This window comes from Caulobacter sp. GW821-FHT11E10, from assembly GCF_058808375.1.
Genome location: NZ_JBXARP010000009.1, coordinates 1 through 19,133 on the forward strand (window position 1 = coordinate 1; position 19,133 = coordinate 19,133).

Below are 19,133 nucleotides of genomic sequence, written 5' to 3' on the forward strand. Positions count from 1 at the left end.
CGCGCCGTCATAGATGTCGACGGTCGAGTTGGCCTCGGCGGTCCCGCTCAGGGTCGGGGTGGTGTCGTTGGTCCAGCCGTTGTTGGCGACCGCGCCGGTCACCGGAGCGAAGTCGTCCTGGGCGCCCGTGATCACCGGCGCGTTCGGCGCAACGGTGTCGACCGTGATCGTCCCGTTGGCGGTCGTGCCGGCGTTGCTGGCCAGGTCGTCATAGCCCGTGCCCAGCGTCACCTTGCCGGTGGCCGTGGTGTTGTTCGCGGCCGTGAAGGTGACGGTGTAGGTGTTGGCGTCGACCTTGGTGAAGCCCGACAGCGTGCCGCCGTCGGCGTTCAGGTCGCCCAGGGTCAGGTTCTGGACGTCTTCCGAGGTCTGGATCGTGACCACGGAGGTCTTGTCCGTCGCGTTCACGACCGTCTTGTCGAAGGTGACCGTCGCCGTCGGCGCGGTCGTATCCACCTTTACGGAATAGGTCGACGAAGCCGTGCCGGTGTTGCCGGCGGCGTCCGTGGCCGTGGCCTTGTAGGTGTGCGTGCCCTCGCTCTGGGCGGCGGTCGTGAAGGACCAGTTGCCACCGTTGTTGGCCGTGGCGGTGCCGAGCAGGGTCGCGCCGTCGTAGATGGTGACGGTCGAGTTCTTCTCGGCCGTGCCGCTGAGGGTCGGCGTCGTGTCGTTGGTCGAACCGCCGCTGTTCACCGAACCCTTGTCCGGGTTGACGTTGTCGTCCACGTCGTTGATCGACGGCGCGTTCGGGGCCTTGGTGTCGATGCTGACGGTGTCGGACGCGCTGCCGCCGTCGTTGTCCTTCAGGTCCTGATAGCTGTTGTTGTTCAGCGTGACCTTGCCCGTGGTCTCGGTGTTGCTCGAGGCCGTGAAGGTGACAGTGTAGGTGTTGGCGTCGACCTTGACGAAGTTCGACAGCGTGCCGCCGTCCGCGTCCAGGTCGCCGATGGTCAGGTTCTTGACGTCTTCCGAGGTCTGGATGGTGACCGTGGAGGTGGTGTCGGCGTTGTTCAGGCTGTTGTCAGCGAACGTCACCGTCGCCGTCGGGGCCTTCATGTCGGCGGTCAGGGTCGGACCCGTCACCGCCAGGCCGAGGTTGCCCGCCGCGTCATCGTAGCCGCCGGCCTTCAGCGAGATGCTGGCCGTGCCTTCGAAGCCGGCCGTGGCCGTGAACTGGGCGGTGTACTTGTTGCTGCCTTGGTACGACAGGCCGCTGAGCGATCCACCAACCACGGTGAAGTCGCCGGTGGTCAGGCCCGAGATCGCTTCCGAGAAGGTGACCGTCAGCGTGGTGTCGGGATCGTCAAGGTTCAGCAGGCCGTCACCGTCGCCGACCGACAGGGTCGCCGTCGGGGCCGTGGTGTCGACCTTGATGTCATAAGAGGACGAGGTCCCGCTGACGTTGGTGGCGGCGTCGGTGGCCGTGACCTTGAAGCCGTGCGCGCCTTCGGTCAGGGCGCCGGTCGTGAAGGACCAGTTGCCCGAGCCATCGGCCACGGTCGTGCCCAGGTTGCTGGCGCCGTCATAGATGGTGACGGTCGAGCCGGCTTCGGCCTTGCCGCTCAGGGTCGGGGTCGTGTCGTTGGTCGGGTCGCCGTCGTCGATCGAGCCCGTGTCGGGGCTGACGTTATCCTGGACGTTGCTGATCGTCGGCGTGTTCGGCGCCGTGGTGTCGACGGTGACGACGTAGTTGGCCGAGTTGCCGCTGGCGTTGCCGGCCGCGTCGGTGGCGAGCGCCTTGAAGGTGTGGGTGGACTGGCTCAGGCCGCTGGTCTGATAGGTCCAGTTGCCCGAACCGTCGGCGACGACATCGGCCAGCTTGGTGGCGCCGTCATAGACGGACACCTTCGAACCGACCTCGGCCGTACCGCTCAGCAGCAGGCTGCTGTCGTTGCTCGAGCCGCCGCTGGCCACATTGCCTTGCGTCGGGTTCACATTGTCGCCGGCGCCGGTGATGGCCGGGGCGTTCGGGGCCGTGGTGTCGACCGTGACCGTGTGGCTCGCCGAGGCGACGCTGACATTGCCGGCCGCGTCGGTGGACTTGACCGTGAAGGCGTGCGCCGTCTGGGTCAGACCCGTGGCGTTGAACGTCCAACCCGTGCCGGTGACCGTGGCCGAGCCCAGCAGGGTGGCGCCGTCATAGACCTGAACGGTCGAGCCGGCCTCGGTCGTGCCGCTCAGGGCCAGCGAGGTGTCGTTGCTCGCGCCGTTGTTCGGAACCGGGCCGGTCAGCGGCGAGGCGTCGTCGACGACGCTGCTGATCGCCGGAGCGTTCGGGGCCGTGGTGTCGACGGTGACGTTGTACGCCGCCGAGGCCGCGCTGACATTGCCGGCGGCGTCGGTGGCCTTGACCGTGAAGCCATGGGCCGCCTGGGACAGACCCGCGGTGTCGAAGGTCCAGGTCGTGCCGGTGACCGTGGCCGAGCCGATCTTGGTGGGGCCGTCATAGACGTCGACCGTCGAGCCGGCTTCGGTCGTGCCGTTCAGCGTCAGGGTGGTGTCGTTGGTGTAGCCGCCGCTGGCGACGGGGCCGGTCTGCGGGGTTTGATCGTCCGTGGCGCCGGTGATGGCCGGAGCGTTCGGAGCCGTGGTGTCGACGGTGACCGTGTGGGTCGTCGAGGCGGCGCTGACATTGCCGGCGGCGTCGGTGGACTTGGCCGAGAAGCCGTGCACGGCTTGGCTCAGGCTGGCGGCGGTGTAGGTCCAGGTCGTGCCGGTGACGACGGCTGAGCCGAGCAGGGTGGCGCCATCATAGATGTCGACGGTCGAGCCGGCTTCGGTCGTGCCGCTGAGCACCAGGGCGGTGTCGTTGGTGTAGCCGTTGTTGGCGACCGAACCGGTGACCGGAGCGAAATCGTCGGCCACGTTGGTGATCGCCGGCGCGTCCGGCGCCGTGGTGTCGACGGTGACCGTGTGGGCGTTCGAAGCCACGCTGGTGTTGCCGGCGGCGTCGGTGGCCTTGACCGTGAAGGCGTGGGCCGTCTGGCTCAGGCCCGTGGCGGTGTAGGTCCAGGTCGTGCCCGTGACGACGGCCGTGCCCAGCAGGGTGAGGCCGTCATAGACCTTGACGGTCGAGCCGGCTTCGGTCGTGCCGCTGAGCACCAGGTCGGTGTCATTGGTCGAGCCGCCATCGGCGACGGGACCGGTGACCGGCGCGACGTCGTCGGTCACGGCGGCGATGGTCGGGGCGGCCGGAGGCGTGACGTCGACGGTCACCACATAGTCGGTGGAGTCGGGGCTGACGTTGCCCGCGGCGTCCTCGGCGTGGGCCTTGAAGCTGTGTTGGGCTTCGGTCAGGCCGGTGGCCGAGAAGCTCCAGTTGCCCGAGGCGTCGGCGAAGACGCTGCCCAGCGCCGTGGGGCCGTCATAGAGATAGACCTTCGAGCCGGCTTCCGCCGTGCCGCTGAGCGCCACGGTGGTGTTGTTGTAGGCGCCGTTGTTGCTCACCGGGCCGGTGACGACCGGGGCGGCCGGGGCCAGGGTGTCGACATTGACCGTGTGGGTCGCCGCGTTGCTGACATTGCCGGCGAGGTCGGTGGACGTGACGGTGAAGACGTGCGGGGCGTCGCTCAGGGCGCCGGCCGTGAACGACCAGGCGCCGCCGGTGGCCACGACCGTGCCGATCTGCGAGCCGTTGTCATAGACGGTGACGGTCGAGCCGATTTCGGCCAGGCCGTTGAGCACCAGGGCGGTGTCGTTGGTGTAGCCGTTGTTCGCGACCGGGCCGGTCACCGGGCCGACGTCGTCGTCGACGCTGGTGAAGGACGGCACGCTCGGCGCCGAGGTGTCGACCGTGATGGTGTAGGGGGGCGACGAGGTGTTGTTGCCGGCGGCGTCGATGGACTTGGCCGTGAAGTTGTGGACCGCTTCGGTCAGACCCGTGGTGTCGAACGTCCAGGTCGTGCCGGTGACGGTGGCCGCGCCGAGCAGGGTGGCGCCGTCATAGATCTCGACGGTCGCGCCGGCTTCGGTGGTGCCGCTCAGCGCAACGCTGGTGTCGTTGGTCGCGCCGCCGCTGGCGACGGGGCCGGTCTGCGGGTTTTGGTTGTCGACGGCGCCGGTGATCACCGGAGCGACCGGCGCCGTGGTGTCGACGGTGACCGTGTGGGTCGTCGAGGCGGCGCTGGTGTTGCCGGCGGCGTCGACGGCCTTGGCCGAGAAGCCATGGGCCGTCTGGCTCAGACCGCTGGTCGTGAACGTCCAGGTCGTGCCGGTGACGACGGCCGAGCCGATCTTGGTGGCGCCGTCATAGATGTCGACGGCCGTGTCCGCCGTGGTCGTGCCGCTGATCACCAGGTCGGTGTCGTTGGTCGAGCCGCCGTTGGCGACCGGGGCGGTGATCGGCGCGACATCGTCGGCGACGCTGGTGATCGCCGGGGCGCTGGGCGCCGCGGTGTCGACGGTGACGGTGTAGGTCGAGGAAGCGACGGTGGTGTTGCCGGCGGCGTCGGTCGCCTTGGCCGTGAAGCCGTGGACGGCGTCCGACAGGCCGGCGGTCTGGAAGGTCCAGGTCGTGCCGGTGACGGTGGCGAAGCCCAGCGAGGCGGCGCCTTCGAAGATCTCGACGGTCGAGCCGGCGTCGGTCGTGCCGCTGAGCAGCAGCGAGGCGTCGTTGCTCAGGCCGCCGCTGGCGACATTGCCCGTGTTCAGGTCGACATTGTCGTCGGCGCCGCTGATCGCCGGAACGGCCGGAGGCGTGGTGTCGACGGTGACGGTGTGGCCGCCGGATGCGCCGCTGGTGTTGCCGGCGGTGTCGATGGCCTTGGCGGTGAAGGTGTGCGGGGTCTCCGACAGGGCGCCGGTCGTGTAGGTCCAGGTCGTGCCGGTGACGGTGGCCGAGCCGATCTTGGTGGCGCCGTCATAGATGTCGACGGCCGTGCCCGAGGTGGTCGTGCCGTTCAAGGTCAGCGTGGCGTCGTTGGTCAGACCGCCGTCGGCGATCGCGCCCGTGGCCTGCAGCACGTTGTCGTTGACGCTGGTGATGGCCGGGGCGTTGGGCGCCGTGGTGTCGACGGTGACGGTGTAGGCGACCGAGGTCGTGTTGTTGCCGGCGAGGTCGGTGGCCTTGGCGGTGAAGGCGTGGGCGGTCTGCGAAAGGCCCGAGGTCTGGAACGACCACGTGGTGCCGGTGACGGTGGCGAAGCCCAGCGAGGTGGCGCCGTCGAAGATCTCGATGGTCGAGCCGGTCTCGACCGTGCCGCTCAGCAGCAGCGAGGCGTCGTTGCTCAGGCCGCCGCTGGCGATGTTGCCCTGGGTGCCGTCGACATTGTCGTCGGCGCCGCTGATGGTCGGCGTGGTCGGGGCCGTGGTGTCGACGGTGACGCTGTAGGTGGCCGAGTCGCCGCTGGTGTTGTTGGCGGCGTCGGTGGCCGTGGCCTTGAAGCTGTGGGTGGTCTGCGACAGGCTCGAGGTCAGGTAGGTCCAGTCGCCCGAGGCGTTGGCGTTGGCGGTGCCCAGCTTGGTGGCGCCGTCATAGACGCTGACGGTCGAGTTGGCCTCGGCCTTGCCGCTCAGCAGCAGCGAGGTGTCGTTGCTGTAGCCGCCGCTGGAGACATTGCCCGTGGTCGGGCTGGCGTTGTCGTCCGCGCCGGTGATCGTCGGGGCGTCCGGAGCCGTGCTGTCGCCGGCGATCGTGATGTTGCGGGTGGCGCTCGAATTGCCGACGTTGCCGGCGTCATCGATCACCTTGGCGGTGAAGGCGTAGGCGCCGTTGCCCAGCGCGGCCGGCGTGTAGGTCCAGTTGTCCGAAGTGGTCGTGAACGACGCGACGAGGTTCGAGCCGTTGAACAGCCCGATCGTGCGCTGGCCATTGCCGCTGATCGTGCCGACGAAGGTCGGCGTGGTGTCCGGCGTCGATCCGCTGGTCTTGCCGTCGACGGAGGTCAGGGTGATCGTGTTGCTTGGCGCGCTCGTGTCGAGATCGAAGTCGTAGCTGCCGCCCGACCAGGAACTGGTGTTGACGTTGCCGGCCGCATCGACCGAGTAGGCCCGGAAACCATATGTCCCGTCCCCGCTGGTCGGGGACGTGAACGACCAATTGCCACCGGCCGTCGTGGTCGTGAAGCCGCGGAAGGTGCCGCCGTCGGCGCTGTAGATCGCCACCAGTTGGCCGGCGACGCTGCCGCTCTTGCCGCTCAGCGTCGGGCTGGTGTCGTCCGACGCACCGCCGTTGGCGATGTTGCCCTGGAAGACGCCGACATTGTCTTCGATGCCGGTGATCGTGGTGGCCACGGCGGCGTCGTCCGACGTGTCGATCGTCACGGTGAGCGTGTTGGAGGCCGTAGCGCCGGCATTGCCGGCGAGGTCGGTCTGCTTGGCCGTGAAGTTGTAGGTGCTGCCGTTGGTCAGCGCGCTGCTGGTGTAGGACCAGTTGCCCGAACCGTCCGCGGTGACGTTGGTGACGAAGCTGCCGTTACGCGAGATCGCGACCGTGGCGTTGGCTTCGGCGGTGCCGTTGATCGTCGGCGTGGTGTCGTCGGTCGTCTTGCCGCTAGCGAAGTCGCCCTGGAAGATGCCAGCGTTGTCGGTGAAGTCGGTGATCGACGGCGCGCCGGGGGCGCTGGTGTCCAGGTTCACGGCGCGTCCCGCCGAAAGGCTGCTGACATTGCCGGCGGCGTCCGTGGCCGTGGCGGTCAGCGTATGAGTTCCGTCACCGGCGTTGAGCGTGACGCTCGTGGACCAGTTACCCCCGCCGTTGGCCGTGGTAGTGCCCACAAGCGTGGCGCCGTCGTAGATCTTCACGACGGTATTGGCGGTGGCGGTGCCGCCCACGGTCGGCGTGGTGTCGTTGGTCGCGCCGCCGTCGGAGACCGAACCGGTCTGCGGGTTGGCGTCATCGGTCACGGTGGTGATGGAAGGCGCGCCTGGCGCCGTCGTATCGACGGTAAGGCTATCGCTATCCGTCCGTGTAGCTGTGGTGCCGCCAGCGGCGTTGATCGTAACGGTGAAGTTCTCAGTGCCGGTCATCGACGCGGCCTGCGCCGCCGTCACGAAGTAGGACCAGGCGCCGCCTGCCGTGGTGGTGAAGTTGTAGTTATTGCCGTTGATCGACAGCGTCCCGCTGCTGCCCGAAGCCGCGGTGGAGGTGCCGGAGATGGTGAAGCCGCTAGCCTTCTCGGCAGTGTTCACATAGGCGCTGCCAGGAGCGTCGCCGGCAATGTTGGTGATCGTAACGGTCATCTCAAATCCCCCAGATCGGTTCGCCGCGGTGGGCGCTAGTCCCGCGCCCCACCGGCGCCGTTGAATTTCGTCGCCCCTCGGTTCCCGTCCCAGAAGGGAACAGTGAGGCTTGTGATTGGCGATCCGAAGCAACACACGTGCCCCACATCGCCTTCGCCGCGCGTCGCCCGGATAAGTTGAGGCTGGATTGGCGAAGTGTGATCACACTTCGCTTCGAGGCGACGCCACCAGGCGGGCGTGAAACACACGCTCCGCGTTTGGTTTGGCGATCGCCGTGACCCCGCACCCCAACGACCGTTAAACACGATCGACGAGCGGTGTTCTTTATGCGCGCGTTAGCAACTAGGCAAGGATAAATTTTTACTCAGCATTAACCATACTCGTAATTGTGCAAATATGCACATACCGACTGGACACTATCTCTAGGTACTTCATCCATCTGAACGGGCGTGGTCCTAGAGTATTTGGATTTCAGTACGGAAATATGTTTGCTGATGGACTGACTAAGTGCTCGTAGTCTTGATTGGCAAATCAGAACAAGTCGTACTGTGACAGTTTATTGATGCGGGTAAGCTCTGCTATACTCGTAGGATTTCGTGTGTCGCAGGGTTGGTGACGTAAGTCTTCAGGTGATGCACGTTTGGGTGGTGCGGGGGTGCCGCACCCAAGTGCAGTCAAAAACAACTATCAGGCGTATTTGGGTGGCTGTTTCGCGCGGTCGTCGAGCGTCGGGTGGCCGACTGTTCTGTGATCGGTAAGACCGCAGTTCAAAGGGAGGTTGCGAAAAGACCTGCTTGTGATCGCTTGCGCCGGAACGCGCCGCCTCAATTTCGACGGCTTCACCTTGTCTTCCCGAACGTCTAGCCTCGCGCTCCTGCGAGCGTGGGCCGCACCCGATCAGGGAGGGCCACGATGAGGGAAGGACTGCGGATGAGCCGATGGATGTCGAACGGACCGCGACTGGCGGTGGCGGCCCTGGCGCTCTGCGGCCTCGCGGGAGCAGCCCTGGCCGCGCCCGCGCCAGCCGCGCGCTCCGACATCTACGGCGTCTGGCGCAATCCCAAGGGCAGCGTCCATATCGAGATCAAGCCGTGCGAGACGCGCACCTGCGGCTATGTCGTGTGGGCCAATCCCGACGCCCGCGCCGACGTGAAGAAGAAGAGCAACCAGGACCTGGTCGGCATGCAGCTGCTGCGCGACTTCTCCGCCGACGGCGCCGACGAGTGGAAGGGCAAGGTCTTCGTGCCCGACCTGGACATGACCTTCTCGGGCCAGGTGCGGCTTCTGGATCGCACCTCGCTGCGGGCCAAGGGCTGCTTGCTGCCGAACTTCCTCTGCAAGTCACAGGTCTGGACGCGGATCGACACGGCTTCAGCGCCGGTCGGTCGAGCGCTCTGAGGCGCCGATGAGCCGGACGACGGACGAACGGGAGTTCCGGGTCGAGGTCGGCGGTCCTCTGCTGGCCAGCCGGGCCGGGCTCTACGGCGTGGGCGACGTCCGCTGCGCCGCGCCCGCCCAGACCCTGGCGCATCATCGCTACGCCCGCTCGGCGATTGGGGCCGTGGTGTCGGGCCAATTCGGCTACACGACCCCGACGGGCTCCTCGACCGTGTCGGAAGGCGCGATCGTGCTGGGCAACGCCGACGAGAGCTTCGGCTGTCTTCATCTGGACGCCATGGGCAACCGGCGGGCCGTGCTGGCGCTGGACGATGTCCTGTTGAACGAACTGGCCGAGGATCTGCGCTGCTCTGACGGCCGTTTCGCGATCGCCGCCGTCGCGGCGGGCCGCGCTTCGGCGCCGCTGTACGGCGCGATCCGCCGACTGGCCCGCGATCCCCGCGCGCAGGAAGAGGATGTCGTGGCCGTCACGGCCGCCGCCCTGGCCCTGGGACGGCGTGTGCGCCGACGTGACGCCAGCCGGACGGACCATCGACGGGTCCGCGAGGTGGCGAATGAGATCCATCGCCGCTATGCCGAACCCTTGCCCCTGGCCGAGCTGGCGGCTGGCGCGGGCCTGTCGCGCTTCCACTTCATCCGCGCCTTCCGCGAGGTGACCGGCGAGACGCCCCGCCAGTATCAGATCGGCGCTCGGCTGAAGGCCGCCGCCGACCAGCTTCTGGACACCAAGGCGCCGATCACGGTCATCGCCCTGAACGTCGGCTTCAACGACCTCTCGTACTTCAACCACACCTTCCGGGACGCCTTCGGCCAGTCGCCGCGCGCCTGGCGCAAGGCCGCCTGAGGCGCGCCTGAAAAGCCTACCGCAACAAAACCCAAGTTCGCCATCGCCGCGCCTGCCACCTTGGCCGCACCGAGGTTCCAGGGAGCTGGTGAGACGATGGTGGCGGGCAGGGCGGTTCCGTATGCGCTAGGCGCATTCGTGCTGGGCGTATTGGGGCTGATCTCCCGCGACTTCGCTTTCCAGTGGCAGCCCGTGCCGGAAACCGTTCCTCTTCGGTCCGGGCTGGCCTGCATCTGCGCCGCCGTGATGCTGCTGGCCGCCCTGGCGGCCGTGTGGCCCCGGCTGGCGCGGGAGGGGCGGCTAGTCCTGGCCGCGTCCTTCGGTCTCTGGGCCGTGCTGCTCCACGGCCTTCGCCTAGCCGCGCACCCCTCCGTCGTCGTCGAATGGTTGGGACTTGCCGAAAGCGCGACAATGGCGGCAGGCGGCGTCGCTCTCTACGCTCAAACCCTCGAGATTGGAGACCGGCGACGTCGCCTGACCTTTTCGACCCGGATCGTCTTTGGCGTCAGCCTGCTGATCTTCGGGCTGTCGCACTTCGTCTATCTGGCCTTCACGGCCAAGATGGTGCCGGCCTGGCTGCCTTGGCCCACGGGCTGGGCGGCCGCGACCGGGGCGGGGCACGTGCTGGCGGGCCTGGCCTTCCTGTCGAACCGAGGGCTGAAGGCGGCGGGCCCGGCGATCACCGGCATGATGGGCAGCTTCGTTCTGCTCCTGCACATCCCACGCGTGATCGCCACGCCAGCCAGCCGCATGGAGTGGACCATGACGGCGGTGGCCCTGACCCTGACCGGCGCGGCCTTCGCCCTCTGGCGGTTGAACGTCGAGGCGGACAAGTCCGCTCCGACGCCCGCCCTTCTTCCGGCCCAGGCCAACCCTTGACCGGGCTAAGGCTGGCCTTCCAACGACAGGAGCGCCAGCAGAGCGCCCTCGGTGTCCGACAGTCGCCAGCCGCGATAGGTGAACACCGCGCCCTTCCGGAAGTCGGCGGCGGTCTGGGTCCGCAGGCGGAGCAGGGCTTCCGGACCGCGTCCGCCCGGGAACAGGCGGGAGGTCAGCTCCTTGGCGCTGGCCTTCGGATGCTGCTCGAGCCACGCCTTGCCGATGCGCTGGACGGCGGCGCGATCGAGGCCGGCGAAGACATCGGGCGCGGCGGCGCGGGCGAGGGTGGGGGTGGCGGCCAGGGCGACGAGGGCGGCCAGGAGATCGCGACGGCTGGTCATCAGGCGGCTCCGCCAAGGGCTTTCAAGTCGGATTTCAGGTGATCGGCCAGGCGCATGACCAGGGCCAGGATCGTCAGGGTCGGATTGGCGATGCCGGAGGTCGGGAAGACCGAGCTGCCGGCGACGTAGAGATTTCGGGCCTCGTGCAGCCGTAAATCCGGATCGACCACGCCCTTCTTCGGATCGGCGTGCATCCGGGTCGTGCCCATGTGGTGGCGCGAGGCGCTGGAGAGGCCGAGCAATTTGCTCCGCTCGATGGACCAGCACATGCGGCCTTCGCCAGACGCCCCGAGGGCGTCGGCCAGGCCCGCGACCGAACGCTCCAGGTCGGCATAGTCCTTGTCGCCATAGACCCAGGTCAGGCGCACCCGTGGCACGCCCAACGGGTCCTTGTTGTCGGGATCCAGGGTCACCCGACTGTCGGGATTGGGGAAATGCTCGGTCATGGCGAAATAGCCGAGCAGCTGCGGCTCGTCCTGGCCCTTGCCGACCCGGGCGCTGGCCTTGCCGATCGTGAGGGTGTCCGCGCCCACCGCCGCGGCCGCTCCGGAGAAGTTGGCGCGGAACAGGGTGGCGGTGAAGTTGCCGGTCTTCATCCGCTTCTGGGCGGGAAGGCCCGAGCCGATCACGCAGTGGGCGGCCATGCGCTTGGTCGGGGCGTAGAGATCCATCGGCGCGGCGCGCGCGATCGCCATGGCCGTGCCCTCGGACTGGCTGTCGCCGTCGTTCGAATAGGTGACGTGGCCCTGGAAGAAGCGGCCGACCAGATCCTCGCGGTTGCCGAGGTTGTCGGAGGCCAATAGCAGCCGGACGTTCTCGATGCCGCCGACGGCGAGCACGTAGCGCTTGGCCTTGGCGGTGTGCCGCTTGCCGTCCAGGCAGGCCACGTCGAGGCCGGTGATCTGGTCGCCCTCGCGCCGGATCTTCACGACATTGGCGTACAGGTAGACGGTGATGTTGGCGGCTTGCGCGAACTTGGTGCGGAAGTCGTCGAACGCGGCCTTGTTCGAGCCGCCCGAGAACTTCGAGAACTCGCGCGGGGCCGGGAAGAAGCCGTCAGCCGGATCCAGCGCCAGGGGCTGGCGCTCCGGTTCGGTGGGGGCGGGGCGGTTCAGCGGAAAGCGCGGGATCTCCAGCACGTCGCAGGCCCGATCGTAATAGGGCTGCATCTGCTCGCGGGTGACCGGCCAGCCGCTGTGGGGGATCCAGGCGCGCTCGGCGAAGTCGGCGGGGTCGAGCGGCGCGCACTTGCCGCCCCAGACCATGCCCGAGCCGCCCAGCGCCCGGACCCGCGACTGGACCGGATAGTCGTTGAACGGACGATCCGGATTGCCCGGAGCCTTCTGGACGCCGGAGCCGGCGTAGAGCGCCTGGTTCTCCATGTCGATTTCCAGGCCGCCGCTCTCGAGGATCGCGACCTTCAGCGGACCGCCGGCCAGCTCCTTGGCCAGGGTGATGCCGGCCAAGCCGCCGCCGATGATCAGAAGATCAGCGTCTATCGGGCTGGCGTCAGGCAAGGTTCGGGCGTCGATGATCGCCATCGTTGAAAATCTCGCTGATTTTTAAAGGGAAAATGCGGGGTGGAGCGCGACGGTCTCGCCGCGCTCCCGGACGGCCTTAGCCGCGCGCGCCCCGGCTCTTCAGATAGTTCGCGACCGCGCCGTGGCCGTTCTTCTGGGCCATGCCCAGGGGCGAGCGCATCTCACCGGGATTGGCCAGGACGGCGCGGTTCACGTCGGCGCCGCGCTCGACCAGATAGGTGACGACCGCCAGGTTCCCGCCGCGCGCGGCGTTGATCAGCGGGGTCTCGTCGCCGGGCACGAAGGCCTCGACGTCGGCGCCACGTTCGACCAGGGCTCGGACGATGTCGAGACGACCGGCCAGGGCGGCCTGGATCAGCGGGTCGCCATCGCCGCGCACCGCCAGGCTGGGATTGGCGCCGGCGGCCAGCAGGGCCTGGACCATCTCGGCCTGGCCCGTGCGGGCGGCCTCGATCAGGGGCGCGCCATCGCCGGGGGCGACGTAGTTCACATTGGCCCCCAGGGTGATCAGTTCACGGACGGCGCCCAGGTCGTGCGAGCGGACCGCGTCGAACAGCGGGCGACCCAGATGGCGGGCGACGGCCCGCCGGCTGTCTTCCTGGGACTGCTGGACGACCTGGGCGGGCTGGGCGGCCCAGGCGGCGACGCCGGAGCCGAGGCCCAGGACCGCGACGGCGACGGCGCCGGCCAGATGACGTCGACGGTTGGCATGGTGATGACCGAGCATGCTGAAGCGCTCCTTCAGTTGTTTGTTGGCCGAGGCTGGCCAGTGGCAGCCCAGCGGCGGGGCGCAGGCGGCCAGCTGGGTCTTCAGCATGGCTTCGCCATAGGCGCGGCGGGTCTTGGGGTGGCGGGCCAGGACGGCGGCGTCACAGGCGATCTCCTGGTCGACGCGCAGGGCGGCCGCGCCCAGGTGGATCATCGGGTTGAACCAGAAGAGACACTGCAGGGCGGTGACGACCGCGTTGATCTGGGCGTCGCCGACGGCGAGGTGGTTCTTCTCATGGGCCAGGATCAGGGCCTGTTCCTGGGCCGTGAACTGTTGGGCGAAGTCGGCCGGCAACACCACGCGCGGAGCCAGGGCGCCGATCACGGCCGGGCCGACGCCCGGACGCTCGGACCAGAGCAACCCCTTCTCGGTCGAGGCGCTGAGCTTGCCCAGCGAGCGGACGAACCGGCGCTGGCGTTCGGCCTGGACGATCAGTCCCCCGAGGGCGACGACGACCCAGAGCGCCAGGGCGATCTCGGCGATAGGCAGGATCCGCAACTGGCGCGGAATGGGCTTGATCATCGACGGCGGCTGGACCGGCGCGGGCGCCTGGGTCGTCGCGATGACGGTCGATGGGTTGGCCGAAGCCGGAGCGGGCAGGGTAATGGTCCGCGCCGGGATCAGCAGGGCCAGGATCGCCAGCGGCACGACCAGCCACAGGGCGTAGGCGGTGCGAGCGCCGAACGCGAGGCGGACCGGCTTGCGCAGGACCAGCACCAGCAGGACGGCGACGGCCAGAGCCAAGTTGGCTTCCAGCAGGAAGAGGATCAGATTACTCGCCACGTTATTGGCCATCGTCGATCTTCTCCAACAGGCGGCGCAGTTCGGCGACATCCTCGGGGGCCAGCTTCTCGCGCTTGGAGAAGTGGCTGACCAAGGGGGCGAGGCGGCCGTCGAACAGTCGGTCCAGCAGGCCTTGGCTCTCGGAGTCGACATAGTCCTCGCGGCCGATCAGCGGCCGGTAGAGGAAGCGGCGACCGTCCTTGTCGGCGGCGATCGCGCCCTTGTTCAGGAGGCGGTTGAGCAGGGTCTTCACCGTGCCCTCGGCCCAGCCCTGTTCCTTGGCCAGGATGGCGAGCACGTCGTCGGCGGCCTTGGGGCTTTGCGCCCACAGGACCTTCATGACTTCGCTCTCGGCGGCGCTGATGCGTTGTGGGGTCGTTTCCATGCTTAGACGATTACGCACGTAAACGATCGCGTCAAGCCAACGATTACGCACGTAAACGAAATGTAATTCGGCAACAGGCGGAGCCGGTTGGAGGGAAGACCGAAGCGGCGTAATTCTGGCGACGAGGATGGAGGAGCCGGATGGCCGAAACACTGCAGATGGGCCTGCCGGGCTTCGATCCGCCCACGCCGACCGACCGGCTGATGTTCCTGCTGTATCCGGATCCTGAAACGGCCGAGCGCATCGCCCACGAGGCGCGCCGACTGAAGGACGCGCTGAACCTGCGCGGCGCGCCGCTGCTGACCGACCGCTTCCACATCACCCTGCATCATCTGGGCGACTATGTGGGTCTGCCGGCCGACATGGTCCGCAAGGGCCAGTTGGCGGGCGGGGCCTTGGAGATCGCGCCCTTCGAGGTGACGTTCGACCAGGCGGTCAGCTTCGCCAACCGACCAGGCAACAACCCCTTCACCCTGCAAGGCGGGGAGGGCGTGCAAGAGCTCATCGGCTTCCAGAAGGCTCTGGGCTTGAAGATGGCGGGCGCGGGTCTGAAGCCGGACAAGAGCTTCACCCCGCACATCACGCTGCTCTACGACGGCCAGGTGATCCCGGCCCAGGCGATCGCGCCGATCCGCTGGACCGTCGACCGTTTCGTGCTCGTGCGGAGCAAGCTGGGCCAGACCCAGCACATCGTGCTCGACAGCTGGGAGCTGCGAGGCTGATGGCGAGCGCGGCCGAGGTCCTGGCGGAACTGGAGGCGCTCGGCTCGGAGAGCCACCGCGAGGGCATGGCGCGCTACGCGATCACCTACGAGAAGGCGTTCGGCGTGCCTGTGGGCCAGTTGCGCGCCATGGCCAAGCGGCTTGGCCGCGACCACGCCCTGGCGCAGGAGCTCTGGGATACCGGCTGGTACGAGGCGCGGCTTCTGGCCGGCATGGTCGATGATCCGAAGCTGGTCACGCCCGAGCAGATGGACGCCTGGCGGGTCGATTTCGACAGTTGGGCGGTCACCGACACCCTCTGCTTCGACCTGTTCGACCGCACGCCGCACGCTTTGGCCAAGATCGACCAATGGGCGCGGCTGAACGACGAGTTCGGCAAGCGCGCGGCCTTCGCCCTGCTGGCCTGTGTGGCCTTGCATCGCAAGGAGCTGCCGGACGACGTGTTCCTGGCGCGCCTGCCGCTGATCGAGGGCGCGGCCACGGACTCCCGCAACTTCGTCAAGAAGGGCGTGAACTGGGCGCTGCGGGCGATCGGAACGCGCAAGAGTCCGGTCCTCAAGGCCGCGGTCCTGGACGTCGCCGCGCGACTGGCGGCGACGTCGGACCCCACGGCCCGCTGGAACGGCAAGGACGCCCTGCGTCAGCTGACCAAGGCCAAGAAGACCTCTCAGGCCGGCTGAGTCGTCTCCGCCAGCAGGGTTTCGAGACTGCTGTAGGCGGCTTCCATGCCGTCCAGCATCGGCGTGGCCAGGGCCTGGGCGCGGCCTTGCGGGGAAGCGTACTGGATCGTCATGGTCATGGTGGTGACGCCGGCGCTCTCGGTCAGCAAGGTCGTGACCCGGGTGCGGCCGTCGGTCCAGTCCTCGTCGAAGAGTTCCTCGTGGACAGTGCGCTCAGGGGCCTCGATCTCAAGATAAAGGCCGCTCATGCCCATCTCGACGCCGCTTTCGTTGCGCCAGACGTAGCGGAACTTGCCGCCGGGACGCAGGTCGATCTCGCAGACCGGCATGGTCCAGCCGGGCGGGCCCAGCAGCCAGCGTTGCACCAGGGCGGGCTCGCCGAAGGCCTGGAAGACCAGGTCGCGCGGTGCGTTGAAGGTGCGGGTGACGATCAGGTCCGTATCGCCGGACTGGGCGACGGTCAGTTTGGTCACGGGTGTCTCCTTGATCTCTTCAGGGGTTCTTGGGGCGTTGGGACTTCAGGTCCTCGAGAACCTGGTCGAGTTCGGTGAAACGGGTCTCCCAGAAGGCGCGATAGGCCTCCAGGAAGGCGGCGGCTTCCGCCATCGGTTGGGCCTCCAGCTTGCGGGGGCGCCGCTGAGCCTCCTTGCCGCCCGAAATCAGGCCGGCGCTCTCCAGCACCTTCAGGTGACGGGAGATGGCCGGCTGGCTCATGGCGAACGGCTGGGCCAGTTCGCTGACCGAAGCCGGCCCCTGGGCCAATCGGGCGATGATCGCGCGACGGGTCGGGTCGGCCAGGGCGGCGAAGGTGGTGTCGAGGCTGGCGGCGGCGAGGGTCATATATAATCTACTTGTTATGTAATGATATGGTTATGGATTGGATCGCGCCGGTCGTCAAGCGGTTGGCGCGGACCTGGGGCTCGGCTAGGGCAGGGGTGACGGTGCGCCGCGGATTCGCTCGCGCCCGACAAGTCTTTTGGGAGCCTGGCCATGACCGCCACGATGTACGGCATCAAGAACTGCGACACGGTCGCCAAGGCTCGGAAGTGGCTGGAAGAGCGCGGCCAGGCCTATGCCTTCCACGACTACAAGGCCGTCGGGATCGATCGCGCCCGCCTGGAGGGCTGGGTCAAGGAGCACGGCTGGGAAACGATCCTGAACCGCGCGGGCACGACCTTCCGCAAGCTGGATGAAGCCGACAGGCAGGACCTGAACGCGGAGAAGGCCATCGCCTTGATGCTGGCCCAGCCGTCGATGATCAAGCGCCCGGTCCTGGACCTCGGCGACCGCCGCCTAGTCGGCTTCAAGCCCGACGCCTACGACGCGGCCCTGAGCTAAGTGGCGAAATTATCCACGCTTTCGGGCCCGGCGTGAGCGAAGTTTAAGACGACAATACTCGGGGGATCGGTCTATCACTGGACCAATCGTCCGCTTCGGGCGGACAAAAAGGGGCATGGGTGCGCGTGGGGGACGCCGTCTCGCGGTACGAGTTGGTCATCTTCGACTTCGACGGCACGCTGGCTGACAGCGCGGCGTGGATGATGCGGGCCGTCAATCCGATGGCGCGCCGGTACGGCTTCAAGACCGTCACCGACGAGGAGATCGAGATGCTGCGCGGCCGCAGCACCCGCGAGGTCATCCGCTATCTCGGCGTCTCGCCCTGGAAGCTGCCGCTGATCGCACGGGCCGGCAAGAAGCTGATGGCCGCCGACGCCCACACCATCCCGCTGTTCCCCGAGACCGCCAGGATGCTGAGCGCCCTGCACCAGGCCGGCGTGAAGATCGCGGTGGTCAGCTCCAACAGCGAGCAGGTGATCCGCCGCGTGCTGGGCGAGGACCTGGCGAACCTGATCAGCCTCTACGCTTGCGGCGCGTCGCTGTTCGGCAAGGCCCGCAAGTTCAAGCAGGTCACGCGCCGGGGCGTCTCGCGCGACAAGATCATCTGCATCGGCGACGAGACCCGCGACATCGAGGCCGCGCGCGCCGTGGGCCTGGATTGCGGGGCTGTCGGCTGGGGCTACGCCAAGCCCTCGATCCTGGCCGAGCACCGTCCGACCGTGTCGTTCAGTTCGATGTCCGAAATTATTTCGTACGTCTCTGCATCCAGCGCGGTGGTCGGCGGCGACTAACCTTCGAAAGCGCGAATGATCGCGCCCTGATCGAAGGGACTAACCGATGACCGACCTGTTCCGTGACTTCTGGTGGCTGCTGTTCCCCATGGGCTTCATGCTGCTCGGCGCCTTCCGCGCGTGGCTGGACGACCGCGCCCGCCGCGAAGTGGTCGAAACCCTGCGCGACCTGGCCAGCGCCGGCCACGAGCCGCCCGCCGCGCTCGTCGCTCAACTCAACGCTCGATAAGGGAGGATACGATGTCCGAAGACCTGTTCCGTCATTTCTGGTGGCTTATCTTCCCGATGAGTTGGTTCGTGTTCGGCGCCTGGCAGAGCTGGCTGTCGTACCGCGCCAATCGCGAGACGCTGGACCTGATCAAGACCTACGCCGCCGCTGGCCGCGAGCCGCCGCCCGAGCTGCTGGGCAAGCTCAACAAGCGCTGGCACGGCGAGGCCGACGACGATGATCGTCCGCGCTACCGCCGCCGCCGCGAGCGCACCTGGTACCAGGTGGTGCTGTTCGGCCTGCTGGCCTGCGGCTTCACCGTCGCCGCGGCGACCGACATGTACGGCGCCGGCGAGGCCTTCGTGATCGCGGCCTTCGTACTGGGCTCGCTGTGCGCGGCGACCCTGGTGCAGGTGGTGCTCGACCAGAAAGGCCCGACCATCTGATGGAAGCCGCGCTCGTCAGACAGGCGCGCGCGGGCTCCCAGGCCGCCTTCGCGCGGCTGGTGGCGATCCACGAGAAGCCGCTGCGGGGTTTCCTGCGCAAGAGCGGCTGGATCGACGCCGACGACATCGCCCAGGAAGCCTTCGTGGCCGCCTGGGCGGGTCTTCCCAAGCTGCGCGAGGACGAGGGCTTCCGGGCCTGGCTCTATGGCGTGGCCTGGAAGAAGGCTCTCTCGCAACGGCGCGGCGCCCAGCGCGCGGCCGCTCGCGACGAAGCCTGGCGGGGGGAGCAGGAACTGGAAGCCGCCGCGGAGGTCGGGGCCGAGGATCGCATGGCGCTCGAAAAGGCCCTGGCGACCCTTCCGGAAGACCAGCGCGCCTGCGTTACGCTTAGTCTCGGCCAGGGCTGGTCCCACGCCGAAGTGGCCGACGCGCTCGGACTTCCTTTGGGCACCGTCAAATCGCATGTTACCCGTGGTCGCGAGCGACTGCTGGCCGTTCTAGGAGAAGCCCGATGAACCTGGACGATCAACTCTCGGCTTTCCTGGGCGAGACGCCCAAGCAAAGCCGCGCCGACATCTTCACCGCCGAGGTGATGAAGCGGATCGAGCGTCAGGCCTTCCTGGACGGCTTGACCACGGCCGCCGCCGGGGCGGTGGTCCTGGCCCTGGTCCTCTGGGTCTGCTCGCCGGTGCTGAACCTGGCCGTGTCGACGCTGGCGCCCGCCTTGGCGCCGATCGCCGCGATCTTGTTCCTGGCGATGACGGTCTTGGCGGCTGGCGGTCCTTCGGTCTGGCGCCGCCTGGGGCTGTCTGTCGGCTGATTTCCAGTC

General features: G+C 67.9%; 18 protein-coding genes. 11 read left to right on the top strand and 7 right to left on the bottom strand.

Translation table 11 applies throughout. The annotated features are described in order from the left end of the window. A partial coding sequence (locus tag AC1RRV_RS18625) for an Ig-like domain-containing protein (protein ID WP_492861141.1) occupies window positions 1–7,179 on the bottom strand: 7,179 nt, incomplete at its 3' end. Window positions 7,180–8,109: 930 nt separating this feature from the next. Here AC1RRV_RS18625 and AC1RRV_RS18630 point away from each other — a divergent pair. The 3 genes from AC1RRV_RS18630 (at window position 8,110) to AC1RRV_RS18640 (ending at window position 10,300) form a co-directional block, all read left to right on the top strand. Beyond that, window positions 8,110–8,577 (top strand): DUF2147 domain-containing protein, encoded by a 468-nt coding sequence (locus AC1RRV_RS18630; RefSeq protein WP_492861142.1) that lies wholly within the window; start codon window positions 8,110–8,112, stop codon window positions 8,575–8,577. A 7-nt stretch (window positions 8,578–8,584) separates the two neighbouring features. Continuing rightward, entirely contained in the window at window positions 8,585–9,421 is an 837-nt protein-coding gene (locus tag AC1RRV_RS18635) for a helix-turn-helix transcriptional regulator (protein ID WP_492861143.1), read from the top strand. A gap of 96 nt (window positions 9,422–9,517) precedes the next feature. Further along, the gene (locus tag AC1RRV_RS18640; RefSeq protein WP_492861144.1) at window positions 9,518–10,300 is read left to right on the top strand and encodes a DoxX family protein; all 783 of its coding nucleotides are present in this window, start codon (window positions 9,518–9,520) and stop codon (window positions 10,298–10,300) included. A gap of 5 nt (window positions 10,301–10,305) precedes the next feature. Here AC1RRV_RS18640 and AC1RRV_RS18645 read toward each other — a convergent pair whose 3' ends face one another. From AC1RRV_RS18645 to AC1RRV_RS18660, 4 genes are all read right to left on the bottom strand, one after another. Then, window positions 10,306–10,641 carry a hypothetical protein gene (locus AC1RRV_RS18645; RefSeq protein WP_492861145.1) on the bottom strand — a complete coding sequence of 112 codons (336 nt, stop codon included), beginning with the start codon at window positions 10,639–10,641 and terminating at the stop codon, window positions 10,306–10,308. Then, window positions 10,641–12,182 (bottom strand): GMC oxidoreductase, encoded by a 1,542-nt coding sequence (locus AC1RRV_RS18650; RefSeq protein WP_492861146.1) that lies wholly within the window; start codon window positions 12,180–12,182, stop codon window positions 10,641–10,643. The genes AC1RRV_RS18645 and AC1RRV_RS18650 overlap by 1 nt, the downstream gene beginning before the upstream one ends. A gap of 76 nt (window positions 12,183–12,258) precedes the next feature. Then, window positions 12,259–13,746 (bottom strand): M56 family metallopeptidase, encoded by a 1,488-nt coding sequence (locus AC1RRV_RS18655; protein ID WP_492861147.1) that lies wholly within the window; start codon window positions 13,744–13,746, stop codon window positions 12,259–12,261. After that, the gene (locus tag AC1RRV_RS18660; RefSeq protein WP_492861148.1) at window positions 13,736–14,119 is read right to left on the bottom strand and encodes a BlaI/MecI/CopY family transcriptional regulator; all 384 of its coding nucleotides are present in this window, start codon (window positions 14,117–14,119) and stop codon (window positions 13,736–13,738) included. The genes AC1RRV_RS18655 and AC1RRV_RS18660 overlap by 11 nt, the downstream gene beginning before the upstream one ends. A 140-nt stretch (window positions 14,120–14,259) precedes the next feature. Between AC1RRV_RS18660 and AC1RRV_RS18665 the strand changes: the two genes are divergently transcribed. Together AC1RRV_RS18665 and AC1RRV_RS18670 are read left to right on the top strand one after the other, a co-directional pair. Beyond that, the gene (locus tag AC1RRV_RS18665; protein WP_492861149.1) at window positions 14,260–14,841 is read left to right on the top strand and encodes a 2'-5' RNA ligase family protein; all 582 of its coding nucleotides are present in this window, start codon (window positions 14,260–14,262) and stop codon (window positions 14,839–14,841) included. Continuing rightward, window positions 14,841–15,521 carry a DNA alkylation repair protein gene (locus AC1RRV_RS18670; protein ID WP_492861150.1) on the top strand — a complete coding sequence of 227 codons (681 nt, stop codon included), beginning with the start codon at window positions 14,841–14,843 and terminating at the stop codon, window positions 15,519–15,521. Before AC1RRV_RS18665 ends, AC1RRV_RS18670 begins: the two co-directional genes overlap by 1 nt. On the opposite strand, the gene AC1RRV_RS18675 is transcribed toward AC1RRV_RS18670, so the two are convergent. After that, the gene (locus tag AC1RRV_RS18675; RefSeq protein ID WP_492861151.1) at window positions 15,509–15,994 is read right to left on the bottom strand and encodes an SRPBCC family protein; all 486 of its coding nucleotides are present in this window, start codon (window positions 15,992–15,994) and stop codon (window positions 15,509–15,511) included. The genes AC1RRV_RS18670 and AC1RRV_RS18675 overlap by 13 nt on opposite strands. A 19-nt stretch (window positions 15,995–16,013) precedes the next feature. Beyond that, window positions 16,014–16,361 carry an ArsR/SmtB family transcription factor gene (locus tag AC1RRV_RS18680; RefSeq protein ID WP_492861152.1) on the bottom strand — a complete coding sequence of 116 codons (348 nt, stop codon included), beginning with the start codon at window positions 16,359–16,361 and terminating at the stop codon, window positions 16,014–16,016. A gap of 150 nt (window positions 16,362–16,511) precedes the next feature. On the opposite strand from AC1RRV_RS18680, the gene AC1RRV_RS18685 reads away from it, so the two are divergent. The 6 genes from AC1RRV_RS18685 (at window position 16,512) to AC1RRV_RS18710 (ending at window position 19,124) form a co-directional block, all read left to right on the top strand. Then, window positions 16,512–16,859 carry an ArsC family reductase gene (locus tag AC1RRV_RS18685; protein WP_492861153.1) on the top strand — a complete coding sequence of 116 codons (348 nt, stop codon included), beginning with the start codon at window positions 16,512–16,514 and terminating at the stop codon, window positions 16,857–16,859. Window positions 16,860–16,978: 119 nt separating this feature from the next. Then, on the top strand, window positions 16,979–17,650 hold the full coding sequence (locus AC1RRV_RS18690) for an HAD family hydrolase (RefSeq protein ID WP_492861154.1): 672 nt from the start codon (window positions 16,979–16,981) through the stop codon (window positions 17,648–17,650). Between the two features lie 46 nt (window positions 17,651–17,696). Then, window positions 17,697–17,879 carry a hypothetical protein gene (locus AC1RRV_RS18695; protein ID WP_492861155.1) on the top strand — a complete coding sequence of 61 codons (183 nt, stop codon included), beginning with the start codon at window positions 17,697–17,699 and terminating at the stop codon, window positions 17,877–17,879. 11 nt (window positions 17,880–17,890) lie between these two features. Next, window positions 17,891–18,304 carry a hypothetical protein gene (locus tag AC1RRV_RS18700; protein ID WP_492861156.1) on the top strand — a complete coding sequence of 138 codons (414 nt, stop codon included), beginning with the start codon at window positions 17,891–17,893 and terminating at the stop codon, window positions 18,302–18,304. Further along, window positions 18,304–18,819 carry an RNA polymerase sigma factor gene (locus AC1RRV_RS18705; protein ID WP_492861157.1) on the top strand — a complete coding sequence of 172 codons (516 nt, stop codon included), beginning with the start codon at window positions 18,304–18,306 and terminating at the stop codon, window positions 18,817–18,819. Before AC1RRV_RS18700 ends, AC1RRV_RS18705 begins: the two co-directional genes overlap by 1 nt. Then, entirely contained in the window at window positions 18,816–19,124 is a 309-nt protein-coding gene (locus AC1RRV_RS18710) for a hypothetical protein (protein ID WP_492861158.1), read from the top strand. The genes AC1RRV_RS18705 and AC1RRV_RS18710 overlap by 4 nt, the downstream gene beginning before the upstream one ends. Window positions 19,125–19,133: the final 9 nt, after the last annotated feature.